The 14,447-nt window shown below is 69.1% G+C and carries 15 protein-coding genes; 8 read left to right on the top strand and 7 right to left on the bottom strand.

The annotated features are described in order from the left end of the window. Positions 1-120: 120 nt before the first annotated feature. A complete protein-coding gene (locus tag ACRSBM_RS42065; RefSeq protein WP_434452369.1) occupies positions 121-3,105 on the top strand; it encodes an LCP family protein in 2,985 nt (994 codons plus the stop codon). 72 nt (positions 3,106-3,177) lie between these two features. Continuing rightward, positions 3,178-3,843 carry a phosphate signaling complex protein PhoU gene (gene phoU / locus ACRSBM_RS42060; protein WP_434452367.1) on the top strand — a complete coding sequence of 222 codons (666 nt, stop codon included), beginning with the start codon at positions 3,178-3,180 and terminating at the stop codon, positions 3,841-3,843. A gap of 6 nt (positions 3,844-3,849) precedes the next feature. Here phoU and ACRSBM_RS42055 read toward each other — a convergent pair whose 3' ends face one another. From ACRSBM_RS42055 to ACRSBM_RS42025, 7 genes are all read right to left on the bottom strand, one after another. Further along, a complete protein-coding gene (locus ACRSBM_RS42055) occupies positions 3,850-5,010 on the bottom strand; it encodes a hypothetical protein (RefSeq protein WP_434452365.1) in 1,161 nt (386 codons plus the stop codon). 10 nt (positions 5,011-5,020) lie between these two features. Then, positions 5,021-5,797, bottom strand: a complete 777-nt coding sequence (gene pstB, locus ACRSBM_RS42050) for a phosphate ABC transporter ATP-binding protein PstB (RefSeq protein WP_434452364.1) — start codon at positions 5,795-5,797, stop codon at positions 5,021-5,023. A gap of 10 nt (positions 5,798-5,807) precedes the next feature. Next, positions 5,808-6,722 carry a phosphate ABC transporter permease PstA gene (pstA, locus tag ACRSBM_RS42045; RefSeq protein WP_434452363.1) on the bottom strand — a complete coding sequence of 305 codons (915 nt, stop codon included), beginning with the start codon at positions 6,720-6,722 and terminating at the stop codon, positions 5,808-5,810. Then, a complete protein-coding gene (pstC, locus tag ACRSBM_RS42040; protein WP_434452361.1) occupies positions 6,719-7,783 on the bottom strand; it encodes a phosphate ABC transporter permease subunit PstC in 1,065 nt (354 codons plus the stop codon). Before pstC ends, pstA begins: the two co-directional genes overlap by 4 nt. Positions 7,784-7,816: 33 nt before the next feature. Continuing rightward, positions 7,817-8,920 (bottom strand): phosphate ABC transporter substrate-binding protein PstS, encoded by a 1,104-nt coding sequence (pstS, locus tag ACRSBM_RS42035; protein WP_434452359.1) that lies wholly within the window; start codon positions 8,918-8,920, stop codon positions 7,817-7,819. Positions 8,921-9,118: 198 nt separating this feature from the next. Further along, positions 9,119-9,994, bottom strand: a complete 876-nt coding sequence (gene mshD / locus ACRSBM_RS42030; protein ID WP_434452357.1) for a mycothiol synthase — start codon at positions 9,992-9,994, stop codon at positions 9,119-9,121. Between the two features lie 10 nt (positions 9,995-10,004). Beyond that, on the bottom strand, positions 10,005-10,766 hold the full coding sequence (locus ACRSBM_RS42025; protein WP_434452354.1) for a winged helix-turn-helix domain-containing protein: 762 nt from the start codon (positions 10,764-10,766) through the stop codon (positions 10,005-10,007). A 175-nt stretch (positions 10,767-10,941) separates the two neighbouring features. Here ACRSBM_RS42025 and ACRSBM_RS42020 point away from each other — a divergent pair, with 175 nt between their 5' ends. The 6 genes from ACRSBM_RS42020 to ACRSBM_RS41995 all read left to right on the top strand — a co-directional run bounded on the left by ACRSBM_RS42020 (position 10,942) and on the right by ACRSBM_RS41995 (position 14,445). Continuing rightward, positions 10,942-11,676 (top strand): alpha/beta hydrolase family protein, encoded by a 735-nt coding sequence (locus ACRSBM_RS42020; RefSeq protein ID WP_434452352.1) that lies wholly within the window; start codon positions 10,942-10,944, stop codon positions 11,674-11,676. Then, positions 11,673-12,488: an LmeA family phospholipid-binding protein gene (locus tag ACRSBM_RS42015; RefSeq protein WP_434452351.1), complete on the top strand. Its 816-nt coding sequence runs from the start codon at positions 11,673-11,675 to the stop codon at positions 12,486-12,488. Before ACRSBM_RS42020 ends, ACRSBM_RS42015 begins: the two co-directional genes overlap by 4 nt. Further along, on the top strand, positions 12,485-12,904 hold the full coding sequence (locus ACRSBM_RS42010; protein WP_434452350.1) for a thioredoxin family protein: 420 nt from the start codon (positions 12,485-12,487) through the stop codon (positions 12,902-12,904). The genes ACRSBM_RS42015 and ACRSBM_RS42010 overlap by 4 nt, the downstream gene beginning before the upstream one ends. 79 nt (positions 12,905-12,983) lie before the next feature. Continuing rightward, positions 12,984-13,061, top strand: a complete 78-nt coding sequence (locus tag ACRSBM_RS42005) for a putative leader peptide (protein WP_352235731.1) — start codon at positions 12,984-12,986, stop codon at positions 13,059-13,061. 71 nt (positions 13,062-13,132) lie between these two features. Then, a complete protein-coding gene (locus ACRSBM_RS42000) occupies positions 13,133-13,570 on the top strand; it encodes a DUF4395 domain-containing protein (protein ID WP_434452349.1) in 438 nt (145 codons plus the stop codon). A 29-nt stretch (positions 13,571-13,599) separates the two neighbouring features. Beyond that, positions 13,600-14,445 carry a sulfurtransferase gene (locus ACRSBM_RS41995; protein WP_434452347.1) on the top strand — a complete coding sequence of 282 codons (846 nt, stop codon included), beginning with the start codon at positions 13,600-13,602 and terminating at the stop codon, positions 14,443-14,445. Positions 14,446-14,447 lie beyond the last annotated feature (2 nt).

The raw sequence follows: 14,447 nt of genomic DNA, 5'->3' as shown, positions 1-14,447 counted from the left end.
TTTCAGCTTCTGACCCAGAAGGGAGATTGGGTGCCCGACGACCCCCGACGTGGCGGCCCCTCTTCCCGCGGTGATCAGGATCCCCAGCTCGACCAGCCGACCGGCCGTAGACGTCGCTCGATGGAAGGCTCTGGGGGCCTGAGCGTCTCGGACCTCATCGAGCAGCACAGCAGGACGAACATCCCCCGACCCGTCCCGCCAGGCTCGCCCGACGCATCCACGACAGGCAGGCGTGCCCTGCCAGAACCACCCGCGACCGGCCGGCGTGCGCTTCCTGACCCGCCGGCCCAGCCGCACCAGCCCCAGCAGCCACCACAGGCGCCGCGGCAGCAGCCGCCCGCCGCTCACCGGCCTGGTGAGCAGACGGGCCCGCGCCCGCGTCCTGAGCAGGCTGCTCCGCAGAACTTCTCCGGTGACCAGACCGGCAGGCGGCGCAGGCCGGACGCACCCGCGGAACCGAACGGCGTTCAGCAGCCGGGTGCGCGACCGCGTCCCGCGCCTGGTGAGCAGACCGGATCCCGGCCGCGGCCCGTCCAGAAGCCGGCGCCGAACGGCGCCTTCCCGCCGCCCGGCGAGCAGACCGGTCAGCGGCCGCGTCCCGACGCGACGGGCAGGCAGCGCCGCCCGGCACCGGGAGAGCAGCAGCCGAACGGCACTGCCCGACGCCCCGCACCAGGGGAAATGGGCTCGAACGGCGTTCCGCCGCGCAGGCTCGCCCCAGGCGACGCACCGTCGTCCGGCGGCATCCCGCGCCCGCCCGCGCCCAGTGAACCCACCTCGAACGGCGCGCCCAGGCCACCGGCACCCGGTGAGCCGCGGCGGATGCCTCCCGGCGACGCGCCGTCGTCGAACAGCGTGCCCCGGCGCCCCGCCCCTGGTGGAGCGCCCGAGGCGGCCAACGGCATGCCCAGCGGCACGATGCGCCGCCCGGCCCCCGACGTGAACGGCGCACCGCCGCGCCGGCTCGCCCCCGGCGACGCACCGTCGTCGGACGGCATCCCGCGTCCCCCCGCGCCGGGAGGAACGCCGGACGGCCCCGCGCCGCGCCGGCTCCTGCCGGGCGAGGCCCCGTCGTCGGGCAGCATTCCGCGCCCGATGCCGCCGCGCGCGGAGTCGAGCGGTCCCCGGCCGATGCCCCCACGGGCAGAGTCGAGCGGCCCACGTCCGGCGCCCAACGTCATCGCCAACCGGCTCGGCGTGACGCCCCCGACGCCCCAGACGCCTGCGGCACCCACACCGCCCACGCCGCCCCAGCCGGTCGAGGAGCCCAAGGCCGCCGCGCCCGGCCCCGAGGCCACGCAGATCACCTCCGCGGCGGGCGTGGCCAAGGTCGAGAAGCGCGAAGAGATGGACCCGACGTGCCTCACGACCGAGATGGAGGCCATCGGCGACGACGTGAAGAAGCGCCGCGAGGTCGACCACACCCTCGCGCGGTTCTCCGCGGTGCACGACGAACTGCTCGAGCAGGAGCGCCAGCGCAAGGAGCGGCGCGCCAAGCTCATGCCGTGGGTCAAGGACGAGGAGGACGAGGAGGCGACCCAGTTCGCCGACCCGGTCGTCGTTGAGGAAGACGGCGAGCAGCGGCCCGTCGGACGCACGCCCAAGCAGCGCAAACTGATGCGTACCGCCAGGATCGGGGCGATCGCCGCCGCGGCCGCGGTGTTCGCGTCGACCGGCATCGGCTGGGCAGCGATGCAGTGGGCCGACTCCAAGTTCCAGAAGATCGACGCGCTCGGCGGCAACTCGCAGGCCGTGCACCAGGCCGAGAAGCAGCTCGGTGACGAGAACTTCCTGCTGGTCGGCTCGGACACCCGAGCGGGCGCGAAGGCGGGCGACAACGTCGGCACCCAGCAGCAGGAGGGTGGCGCGCGGTCGGACGTGATCATGCTCGCGCACATCCCCAAGGACCGGAAGCGCATGGTCATCGTGTCGCTGCCGCGCGACGTCCGCGTCGACCGGCCGGCCTGCCGCAGCTGGAACCCGGACACCGGGCAGTACGCCGGTCCGCTGGCTCCCGAGAAGCAGGTCATGGCGAACTCCGTCTACAACGACGGCGGGCCCGAGTGCGTCGCCAACATGATGACCCAGCTGTCCGGCCTCCAGATCAACCACTTCGTCAGCATCGACTTCATCGGCTTCCGCGAGATGTCGACGGCGATCGGCGGCGTGGAGATCTGCACGCCGACGAAGATCGTCGACGACGAGCTCGGCGTCGTCATCGACAAGGCGGGCAAGCACGTCCTCAAGGGCGACCAGGCGCTGCAGTACGTGCGCGCCCGCAAGGTCGCCGGAGACGGCGGCACGGACTTCGACCGGATCAAGCGCCAGCAGGGGTTCATGTCGGCGATGTTGCGCCAGGCGCTGTCGAACCAGGTCCTGCTGAGCCCGACCAAGCTCAACAACTTCATCAACGCGCTCACGACCTCGACCGCCGGCGACAACATCGACGTGGCGTCGTTGCTGGAGCTCGCGAACTCGTTGCAGGGCCTCGAAGCGGGCCGCGTCTCGTTCGTGACGATGCCGCACTGGACCGACGACAACAAGCTGATCAACAACCCGGACGACAACATCGAGCGACTGAAGGACGACGACGTCAGGGCGTTGTTCCAGACGATCATCGATGGCACGCCGTTGCCGCAGGAGAAGGTGGCCGAGCCGAAGCCCGGCGACCCCAACGCTCCCGCCCAGCCCGGCACGGTGATCGACCCCAAGGAGGTCACCATCCAGGTGCTCAACGGGGACCCGTCGAACGTGGGCGCCGTCGGCAGGACGTCGACCTCGCTGGAGCAGTACGGGTTCAAGATCGCCCGCAAGGACAACGCCCCGGAGAACGCGCCGAAGACGACCATCAGGTACTCGAAGGGCCAGGAGAACAAGGCGGCGACCCTCAAGGCCGCCGTGCCCAGCGCGGAACTGGTGGAGGCGCCCGAGATGGGCGGGGCGGTCGTGCTGACGATCGGCGCGAACTTCGACGGCAAGGTCGTCAATCCGCAGGGCGGAGCGCCGCAGCAGGGCGGGACCCCTCAGCAGGGCAACAACCAAGGTCAGCCCGGCGACGACCTGTCCGTTGTGAACGCGGCACAGGACCCCTGCGCGGCGAAGTGATTCGCCTGGGGTTCACCTCGGGTTCATGCTGGCATGTCGCTGCCGCGAGGGTCGGGACGTAGGCTGAGCGCCATGCGCGAGGCCTACCACGACCAGCTAGAAGAACTCGCCGACCGACTGGCCGACATGACCGGCATGGTCGCCGAGGCGATGGAGAACGCGACCGCTGCCCTGCTGCAGGCCGACCTCGGTCTCGCGGAGCAGGTCATCAGCGGTGACCAGAAGGTCGACGACGTCCGCTCCAGCATCGAGGAGCAGTCGTACGCGCTGCTCGCTCTGCAGGCACCGGTCGCGACCGACCTGCGCACTGTGCTGGCGGTGATCCACGCCGCCGAGAGCGTCGAACGGATGGGCGACCTGGCGCTGCACGTGGCCAAGGCCGCACGCCGCCGGCACCCGGCGTCGGCGCTGCCGGAGGACGTGCAGCCGTACTTCTCCGAGATGGGCCGCATCGCGGTCAAGCTCGCGAAGGAGGCCGCCGAGATCATCCGGGAGAAGAACGTCGACCGTGCTCGCGCCCTCGAGGCTGAGGACGACGCGATGGACGACATCCACCGCCACCTGTTCTCCGTGATCATGGACAAGGAGTGGCAGCACGGCGTCGCCTCCGCCGTGGACGTGACGCTGCTCGGCCGCTTCTACGAGCGCTACGGCGACCACGCCGTGTCGGTCGCCAAGCGCACGGTCTTCGTCGTCACCGGCCGGATGCCCGGCTACGGTGGCGACGAGAAACTGTAGGAACCTTCAGCGAAACTGCCCATCGCGCTCAGCCACCAGCTCCGGATCGGCGTAGGCCTCCGCGAACTCGGCGAGCACGGTGGGCAGTTCCTCATCCCACGCCGCCCGCGCCTCGTCGCGCGGCAGGTCCCGCACGTCCACGGTGAAGTACGCCCACGCCCGTGCGATCTCCGGCAGCAACGCCAGATCCGCGTCCGAGACGTGCAGGCGCGCGGCCACGTTCAGGATCAGCACCGCGGTGAGCGACGCGGGTCCGTACACGACCGGATCGCGGTTCTGCTCGACCGCAGCGGAAGCGACGATCCGCGCGAACGCCCGCACGGCGTCGACGTCGGCGATTCCGTGCGGTGAAGCCACGAACGCCTCGACCACCTCGTCCGTCCTCTTCGGACTGACGGTCGGGATCTCGTACTCGTCGGGCACCAGCGCGCTCACGCGGGCATCGGCGAGAGCGATCAGCTGGACTGGGTGCCGCACGTCCTCGGAGCCGATCAGGCCCTCTTCGGCCTCCTCGTCGGGCCCGTCCGCCCAGAACTGCTCGACGTCCGGCCACACCCGGTCGTAGACGTCGGAGGCGCTCAACGGCGTGATCTCGTCGCGGAACGCCTCGGGCGTCGAGGCGATCATGTCCTCCAGCAACGCCACGGTGCCCTCGTCCGGCGTCGAGAACAGCTCGATCGCGGTGGCCCCGAGCACCGGCTGCCGCATGAACAGCACGGTCTCGCCGACGCCGGCGCGTTCCTGGGTGATCGCGATGACCTCGACGTCCCCCAGCAGGTTCGTGACGAGGAACGCGTCCCGGAAGTCCGCGACGGTGCCGGCGACGTACCACGACGGCTCGGCGACTCCACGTGCCGCGACGGCCTCCGCGGCCTCGGCGGCCTCGCGCCGGTGCTCCTCGGAGCCCACACCGGACAGTGCGCGCAACGCCGTGAGCGCCGCCGGGTCGTCCATCGCCCGCAGTGCCTCGACCATCGGCGTGTGGCCGGAGCCGGCGAGCCAGAGCGTGGCGTAGAGCTCGCTCGCCCAGGCGTCCGCGAGCAGCCACGACTCCGAACGCAGCGCGGCCGCCGACTCGAGCAACGCCCCGTACGGGGACTGCTGCTCGGGCCTGCGGCCGGGTGCCTTGCCTTGCTTTTTCTTGCGGGACTTGCTTTGCGGGCTCACCCGCAGCAATCTAGCCGAACCGGCCGGAGATGTAGTCCTCGGTCGCCTTCTGGCCCGGGTTGGAGAAGATCTTCTCCGTGTCGTCCACCTCGATCAGCTGTCCTGGCTGACCGACACCCAGCAGGTTGAAGAACGCGGTCTGGTCGGACACGCGCGCCGCCTGCTGCATGTTGTGAGTCACGATGACGATCGTGTACTCCTTCTTCAGCTCGGTGATCAGGTCCTCGATCGCCAGCGTGGAGATCGGGTCCAGAGCCGAGCAGGGCTCGTCCATCAGCAGCACGTCGGGCTGCACCGCGATGGCGCGCGCGATGCACAGACGCTGCTGCTGACCGCCGGAGAGGCCGCCACCGGGACGTTCGAGCCGGTCCTTGACCTCGTTCCAGAGGTTGGCACCGCGCAGCGAGCGCTCGGCGACCTCGTCGAGCTCCTTCTTGTTCTTCATGCCCGCGAGCTTCAGCCCGGCCACCACGTTGTCCCGAATGGACATCGTGGGGAACGGGTTCGGCCGCTGGAACACCATGCCGATGGTGCGGCGCACCTCTACCGGGTCCACAGTGGACGCGTAGATGTCCTCGCCGTCGAGCAGCACCTTGCCCTCGACGCGCGCGCCGGGCGCCACCTCGTGCATGCGGTTCAGCGACCGCAGCACGGTCGACTTGCCGCAACCGGAGGGGCCGATGAACGCGGTCACGTTCTTCGGCGGCACCGCGAGCGAGACGTTCTCGACGGCGTGGAACTTGCCGTAGAAGAGGTTCAGGTCCTTGATGTCGAGTCGCTTGGCCATGTCCGCCCGCTCACTTCGTCTTCGGCGCCAGCACCCGCGAGATCACGGTGGCCAGCAGGTTGAACAGGGTGATGATCAGCACGAGCGTGATCGCCGCGCCCCAGATGCGCTCGAAGCCCGCCTGCGTGGGGTTGTTGCGCTCGTTCACCATCATCAACGGCAGCGAGGCCATCGGGCCACTGAACATGTTGAAGTTGATGTACGCCGCGTACGCCGCCAGCACCAGCACCGGCGCGGTCTCGCCCATGACGCGGGCGAGGGCGAGCATGATGCCGGTCAGGATGCCGGAGAGGGCCGTCGGAATGACGATCTTGACGATCGTCTTCCACTTGGGAATGCCCAGCGCGTAGGAGGCCTCGCGCAGCTCGTCCGGGACGATCTTGAGCATTTCCTCGGTCGTGCGCACGACGACCGGCACCATCAGCAGCACCAGGGCGAGCGACACGGCGAGCGCGCTGCGGCCGAAGCCGAAGTACGTGATCCACACCGTGTAGACGAAGAGCGCCGCGACGATGGACGGGACACCGGTGAGGATGTCGACCATGAACGTCGTGGCCTTCGCCAGCCGCGAGCGGCCGCCGTACTCGACCAGGTAGATCGCGACCATGATGCCGATCGGCACGGAGATGACCGCGCAGACGAGGCCCTGGACCAGCGTTCCGTAGATCGCGTGGTACGCGCCGCCACCCTGCTGGCGGGCCAGCAGGCCGGACAGCGACTTCTGCCACCAGTCACCGTCGAGGATGACCGGGAAGCCGCGCTGGACGACGGTGTAGAGCACCCACACCAGCGGGATGATCGCGATGAGGAACGCGCCCCACACGAGTGCGGTGGCGATGCCGTTCTTGAAGCGGCGGGCGGCGCCGACCGCCTGGAACGTCGGCGGCGTCGCGAGGCGCGCCGGGTCAGCGAGGTTCGTGCTCACTCGTACTCCTTGTGGCCGGCGACGATCGAGCGCGCGATGGCGTTGACCACGAAGGTCAGCACGAACAGCACCAGACCGGCCGCGATGTAGGCACCGGCCGAGCGGGGGTCGTTGAACTCCGGTGCCGCCAGGGCGATCTTCGAGGCGAACGTGTTGCCGCCGTCGAAGAGCGACCAGCCGAACGAGCTCGACGCGGTGCTCAGGATGATCATCACGGCGATGGTCTCGCCGAGCGCACGGCCGAGGCCGAGCATCGAGGCACTGATGTAACCGGCCTTGCCGAACGGCAGCACCGTGGTCCGTACGACCTCCCACTTGGTCGCACCGAGCGCGATGGCGCCTTCGATGTGCATCGTGGGCGTGCGCTCGAAGACCTCGCGGCTGACCGCCGTGATGATCGGCAGGATCATCACCGCGACGACGATGCCCGCGGTGAAGACGGTGCCGCCGAGCTGGAGGTTGACGTTGCCCTGGGCGAAGAGCGGGAACCAGCCGAGGTTCTCGACGAGCCACGTCGAGAACGGGTACAGCACCGGCCCGAGCACGAACAGGCCCCACAGACCGAAGACGATCGAGGGGACCGCGGCCAGCAGGTCGATCACGTACGCGAACGGCCGGGCGAGTTTGCGCGGCGCGTACTGCGTGAGGAACAGCGCGATGCCCATGGAGATCGGCATCGCGATCAGCAGCGCGACCACGGCGACGACGACCGTGACGATCAGCAGGTCGAGGATGCCGAACCGGAGGTTGTTCGCATCGCTGGTGCTCCACTCGCGACTGGTCAGGAAGTTGACCTGGTCCAGTCCGAGCGACGGGATCGCCTGCAGGATCAGGAAGAGCCCGATCGCGCCGATGATCGCGACGATGAAGACGCCGGAACCCGTCGCAAGGCCGCGGAAGATCCGGTCACCTGGCCGAACGTGAACCTTGGTCTGAGTTTCTGAAGCTTCCGGTGTCGGGGGAATCGGAGCCTCCGTGGCAGTGGGAGCAGCCGCGACGCCCCGCTCGGCTCCGGGGTCCCCGGAGCCGGCGGGGCGCAAGGCCGCGACGGGATCGTTCATCGCGTCAGCGTTGGTCGCAGTCTCGCATCAACCTCAGGCGATCGCCTTCACGGCGGTGAGGAGCTTCTCCTGGAACGCCTTGGGCAGCGGCACGTAGCCGGCGTCCGCGAGCTGCTCCTGGCCGGTGGTCGCGGCGACGGTGAGGAACGCCTTGACGGCCTTGGCGGTGTCGGCGTCGTAGCCCTTCGAGCACACGATCTCGTAGGTCGCGAGCAGCAGCGGGTACGCACCGGCGGCCTTGGAGCCGTAGATCGAGTCGAGGTCGAGGACCAGGTTGTTGCCCTCGCCCTTGATCTTCGCCTCGTCGATGGCCTTGCCGGCCGACTCGGCGGTCAGCTCGACGGCGCCGGCACCGGAGTCGATCTTGGCGATCGAGAGCTTGTTGTCCTGCGCGAAGGACCACTCGACGTAGGTGACCGCACCGTCGATGGAGCCGACGGCCTGCGCGACACCGGCGGACTTCTCCTTGCCCTCGCCGACGCCACCCTTGAACTGCTTGCCGTCACCCTTGGTCCAGCCGCCGGCGACCTCCAGGTACTTCTGGAAGTTGTCGGTGGTGCCCGACTCGTCCGAGCGGTAGACGACCGCGATGTCCTTGTCCGGCAGGGTCGCGGAGCCGTTCAGCGCCTTGATGGCCGGGTCGTTCCACTTCTTGACCTCGCCGGAGAAGATCGCGGCGGTGGTCTTGGCGTCCAGCACGAGGCTGTCCACACCGGAGAGCTTGTAGCCGATCGCGACCGGGCCGAAGACCAGCGGCAGGTTCCAGGCCGGGTTCTCCTGGCAGCGCTTGGCGGCGTCCGTGGTCTCGGTGCCTTCCTTCAGCGCGGAGTCCGAGCCACCGAAGTCGACCAGGCCGGCGTTGAAGTTCTTCACGCCCGCGCCGGAACCGGACGGGTTGTACGCGACGTTCACACCGGGGCAGGCGGCCTGGTAGGCCTGCACGAACGCGTCGACCGCGTTCTTCTGCGCCGACGAGCCCTCCGCGTTGAGGTTGGTCTTGCCACCGCACTCAACACCGGACGCAGCGGGCGCGTTGGTGCCGCCCGTGCCCGCGTTGTTGTCACTGCCGCACGCACTGAGCAGAAGCGCGCCGGCCGCGACGAGGCCGAGTACGGCGCCGTGCCGCTGGATCTTCACCTGAGTCCTCCACCTTGCGGAAGCATTAGCGGTTTCGCGACGGACGTCGCCGCTCGCTACGGAAGGTAGGTAGCCAGAATGGACAGTCCGCCTAGACGAGGTGAACGCGAGGTGAACACAGGACGGGAAGTGACCAGGCACACCGCCATTAGGGTGACGCCGTGACCTGCGCGTATGCGCTTTGTGACAGTTTGTTCACTACCTGGCGTATTGGACGTCAGCGTCCCAAAGGGTGAAGCCGAGCCCCGTGTAGACGCGAACCGCCGGAGCATTGTCCGCCTCCACGTAGAGCATGACCTCCTTGACCCCCTGCTGCTGCAGGTGGCGCAGCCCGACCAGGGTCAGCGCCCTGCCGAGGCCACCGCCCTGGCGGTCCGGGTCGACGCCCACGACGTAGACCTCGCCGAGCGCGGGGGTGTGGATCTTGGTCCAGTGGAAGCCCGCGAGCCTGTCCTCCGCGTCGAACGCGAGCAGGAAGCCCTCGGGGTCGAACCAGTCCTCGTCCTCCTTGGCCCGGACGTCCTCGATCGACATCGCGCCCTGCTCGGGGTGCCAGTCGAACGCGCGGTGGTTCACGTAGACGACCGCGGCCTCGTCCTTGCCGGGGACGAACGGCCGGATGGTGATGCCCTCGGGCAGTTTGGGCTCCGGCAGGTCGTACTCGACACGCAACCGCATCCGCAGCAGCTCGCGCACCTTGCGGAAGCCGAGCTTCTCGGCGAGCTTCTCGGCGTCCGGGTGGCCACCGTGCGCCCAGATGCGCAGCGACTCCTGGGGCAGCGCCTTCAGCAGCGCCTCGCCGACGCCCTGATGGCGGTGCCTGGGATGCACGGCGAACTCGGCGACCTGGTGGCCGCCGGAGTCACCGATCAGGTCGACGTGCGCGTACCCGGCGAGCTCGCCGTCCAGGTGTGCGAGGAGATGCCTGCTGCCGGTCGCGCCGGGGCGCATCCGCAGTCGCACGGCCTCGCCGACCGGTGCCACGCCGTCGGTGTGCTGCGCGGCCTCCAGCAGACCCGTCACCTCGGCGGCCTGGTCGGCCGTCAGCTCCTCGAACCAGCTCAGTTGCGCCACACAGGCGAACCTACCGCGCGATCAAACGATCATCCAGGACGTGGGCGGAGTCGTCGATCTCGACCTCGGCGACGTCGGCCGGGCGGCGCGACGATCCCGGCCGAGGCGGGCGGACGAACTTGTAGCCCACGTTGCGGACCGTGCCGATCAACGCCTCGTGCTCGGGGCCGAGCTTGGCGCGCAGCCGTCGCACGTGGACGTCGACCGTGCGGGTGCCGCCGAAGAAGTCGTAGCCCCAGACCTCCTGCAGCAGCTGGGCGCGGGTGAACACCCGGCCCGCGTGCTGCGCGAGGTACTTGAGCAGCTCGAACTCCTTGTAGGTGAGGTCGAGCGGGCGGCCCTTGAGGCGCGCGGTATAGGTGGCCTCGTCGATCACCAGGTCGCCGAGCTGCAGCGCGCCGTCACCACCGGGCGCGGTCGTGCCGCGGCGTGAGCGCACCAGGCGCAGGCGGGCGTCGACCTCGGCGGGACCGGAGTTCGGCAGCAGGATCTCGTCGACCGACCAGTCGGAGTTGACGGCGACCAGACCACCCTCGGTGACCACGGCCACCACGGGCACGTCCACACCGGACGAGTCGAGCAGGCGGCACAGCGAACGGGCACCGGCGAGATCCGTGCGGGCGTCGACCAGCACGATGTCGTGGGGGCCTGCCTCGAGCAGTGCGGAGACCTCGGGACGCAGCGGGCGCACGGCGTGCGGGAGCAGGGCCAGCGCGGGAAGAACAGCCTCCGGGTCCGGGTCTGTCGTCAGCAGAAGCACGTCGATGCTCATCGCGGCGCCCTCCAAGTCGGCCGTGGTCAGGTCACCTCGACCAGACCAGCGGCGTACGGTGACCGGGCCCCGTTGCCTGCGGATGACGGAGACGATACCGGTGCAGCCCGAGAAAGTCCCAGGTCAAGAAGCCGTGCTCACACTTGTTTCCACAGGCGTCACGCCTGTTACATCCATGTCACATGACGGGGTGCGCCTGCACGGCGTCCACTACAAGGGTGAAAGCGACCTCGCTTTCGTTGTGGGACACGGGTTCACGAACAACGTGCGCAAGCCGTACGTCGCGCGGGTGCTCGCCCGTCTGGCCAGGAACGCCGGTGTCGTCGCGTTCGACTTCCGCGGACACGGACGGTCGGGTGGGCTCTCCACGGTCGGTGCCGACGAGGTCCACGACATCGAGGCCGGTGTGCGCAAGGCGCGCGAGCTCGGTTACTCGAAGATCGCCACGGTCGGGTTCTCGATGGGCGCGTCGATCGTCCTGCGGCACGCCGCACTGACCAAAACCGAGGGGCTGACCAGGCCGGACGCCGTCGTCGCGGTGAGCGGGCCCGCCCGGTGGTGGTCGCGGGAGACGGCTCCCATGCGCCGCGTGCACTGGTTGCTGGAGCAGCCGCACGGCAAGCTCGCGGTGCGGGCGATGGGGGTTCGGCTCGGCGCCGGCTGGGTACAAGCGCCGGAGAGTCCGCTCGAGGTGGTCGGGCGCATCACGCCGACCCCACTGCTGCTCGTACATGGTGACCTGGATCACTATTTCGGTGTGGAGCACGCCCGGTCACTGCACCGCGCGTCCTCCGGACATGCCGAGCTGTGGATCGAGAGCGGCATGCGGCACGCGGAATCGGCCGCGACTCCAGACCTGGTAGACCGGATGGCGGCATGGATCGCCGGCAACGTCGAGGACGAGGGATGACTGCGCAAACCCCTGCACGGCCGAGGAAGAAGTCCCGGCGAGGGAAGTTCCTGATCATCACGGTGATCGTGCTGGGCGTCCTGCTCGTGGCGGCCGACTTCGCGCTCGCGGCGGCCGGTGAGTACCAGATCGCCCAGCGGATGCGGGAGAAGCTGCAGCTCGACGAGGACCCGTCGGTGCGCATCAACGGGTTCCCGTTCGCCCTGCAGGCGTTGCGCGGCGACTACCAGCACGTGGAGATCCGCGCGCACGGCGTGCCGATCAAGGACGAGCAGCAGGGGGTCGACCTGCGCGACCTCGACATCGAGGCCGACCTCCTGCACACCCGCGTCGAACTGGCCGACCTGCTCGCGGGCAACGTCTCCAAGGCGACCATCGACACGGTCAAGGGCAGCATCAAGATCAAGGCCCTGGACCTGAACCGGCTGGCGAACCAGGTGACGCCGTTCGACAAGCTCTCGATCGAGCCGGACAACCGCGCCGCCACCCAGGCGCCGGTCGACCCGAAGGCGCCCAAGACGACCGCCGCGATCAAGCTCTCCGGCGAGACCAACGTCGCCGGCAAGGTCGTCCCGCTCACCGCCTACGGACAGATCGCGCTGGTCAGCGGCACCATCCAGATCAACATCGACGACATCGAGCTGAACGACGCGTCGCTCAAGCAGATCATCCCGCAGCTCCGCCAGGCGCTCGCGATCAAGATCGCCCCCGGCTCGCTGCCGTTCGGGGCGACGCCTACCGCCGTCGAGGTGGAGAGCGGTGCGTTCAAGCTGAGCGGCGAGATCGCGGATGTACCGTTGGACCAACGATGACCGGTGTGTGGGCGCTGCTGGGCGCGCTGGCCGTGGCCGGCGCGATCGGTGTGCTGCTCAAGGTCCGCGAGGGCCGCATCTCCCGCCGTGAGGCCATTCCTGGTTCTCTCGGCGACCTGCCCGCCCCCGTCCGCGACCTGCTCGCGCCGGGGGTCACGCTGGTCCAGCTCTCCACCACGTTCTGCGCGCCGTGCCGGCACGCGAAGGTGATCCTGCGCGACCTGGCCGACCGCACCGACGGCCTCACCCACGCCGAGCTCGACGTCACGAACCTCCCGGACGTCGCCACCAAACTCGGCGTGATGCGCACCCCGACGACGTTGGCACTGACGGCCGACGGCACCGAGGTCCTGCGAGTCGGCGGCGTGCCGAAACGCGACTCGTTGCTCGAGGCCCTGCGCCCTCATTTGTCCTAGTCCGGTCGGGTGAACCTGGGTTGTTCCACCAAGTGGACATACCTCCCGCACCGAGGGATTGAGGGCTACTCTCGCTGCCATGACCATGCTGCTCACGAAGCGACGCGCGGTTGATCTGTGCCGCGTGCGCAGCAGCCTGTGTCGCACGACGAGCTGATTGGGCCGCTTGACGCCCAACAGCTACCTCTGCCGGACTGAATCCTCTCGTCCGTCTGCCCGGAGGTCGTCGTGCCCAAGGACTCCCCTGTAGACCCGCGCGGACCGCGCTTCTCCGCCTGGATGACCACGGTCATCCTCGCGATCGTGCTGCTCACCGGCTGGTGGCGTCTCCTCGCCGCCCAGACGGTGCTGTTCGCGATGTGCGCGTTCATCTCGCTGAAGCTGAACCCGTGGGGTCACGTCTACCGCTACGCGATCCAGCCGCGCCTGACCCCGACCACCGAACGCGAGGAAGCCGCCCCACTGCGGTTCGCGCAGGGCGTCGGGTTCGTGTTCGCCCTGATCGGCACCCTCGGTTACGCCACGGGTCTCACCACGCTCGGCATGGTGGCAACCGGTTTGGCACTGGTGGCAGCACTGCTCAACGCGGCGCTGGGCTTGTGCCTCGGGTGCGAGATGTACCTGCTGCTGCGCCGGTACGTACCTGCCCTCGCTCGACCGCAATAAGACACGCACTACTACAGGAGCAACTTCCCATGAGCCGTGAGAACGTGCTGGTCTCGGCCGCCTGGTCCGAGGAAAACCTCCAGGCGCCCGGCGTCGTGTTCGCGGAGGTCGACGAGGACACCACCGCGTACGACGGCGGGCACATCCCCGGCGCCGTCAAGATCGACTGGAAGAACGACCTCCAGGACCCGGTCCGCCGCGACTTCGTCGACCGCGAGGGCTTCGAGAAGCTGCTCTCGGCCAAGGGCATCTCCAACGACGACACGGTCGTCCTCTACGGCGGCAACAACAACTGGTTCGCGGCCTACGCGTACTGGTACTTCAAGCTCTACGGCCACCAGAACGTGAAGCTCCTCGACGGCGGCCGCAAGAAGTGGGAGCTCGACGGCCGCCCCCTGGACAAGGAAGAGGTGGTGCGCGAGACCACCTCCTACACCGCCCAGGAGCAGGACCTCTCGATCCGCGCCTTCCGCGACGAGGTCGTCGACGCCATCGGCAACAAGAACCTCGTCGACGTGCGCTCCCCCGACGAGTTCTCCGGCAAGCTCCTCGCCCCGGCCCACCTCCCGCAGGAACAGGCCCAGCGCGGCGGCCACATCCCGTCCGCCGTCAACGTCCCGTGGAGCAAGGCGGCCAACGAGGACGGCACCTTCAAGTCCGACGAGGAGCTCCGCGAGCTCTACGCCGAGGCAGGCTTCGACGGCAGCCGCAAGACCATCGCCTACTGCCGCATCGGCGAGCGCTCCTCGCACACCTGGTTCGCCCTGCGCGAGCTGCTCGGCCACGAAGACGTCAAGAACTACGACGGTTCTTGGACGGAGTACGGCTCGCTGATCGGCGTGCCGATCGAACTCGGTTCCGGCAAGGAGTCCTGATC

Origin of the sequence: Lentzea xerophila, from assembly GCF_051094245.1 — a bacterium.
Taxonomy (GTDB): domain Bacteria; phylum Actinomycetota; class Actinomycetes; order Mycobacteriales; family Pseudonocardiaceae; genus Lentzea; species Lentzea xerophila.
This window is presented reverse-complemented; position numbering and strand designations above follow the sequence as displayed.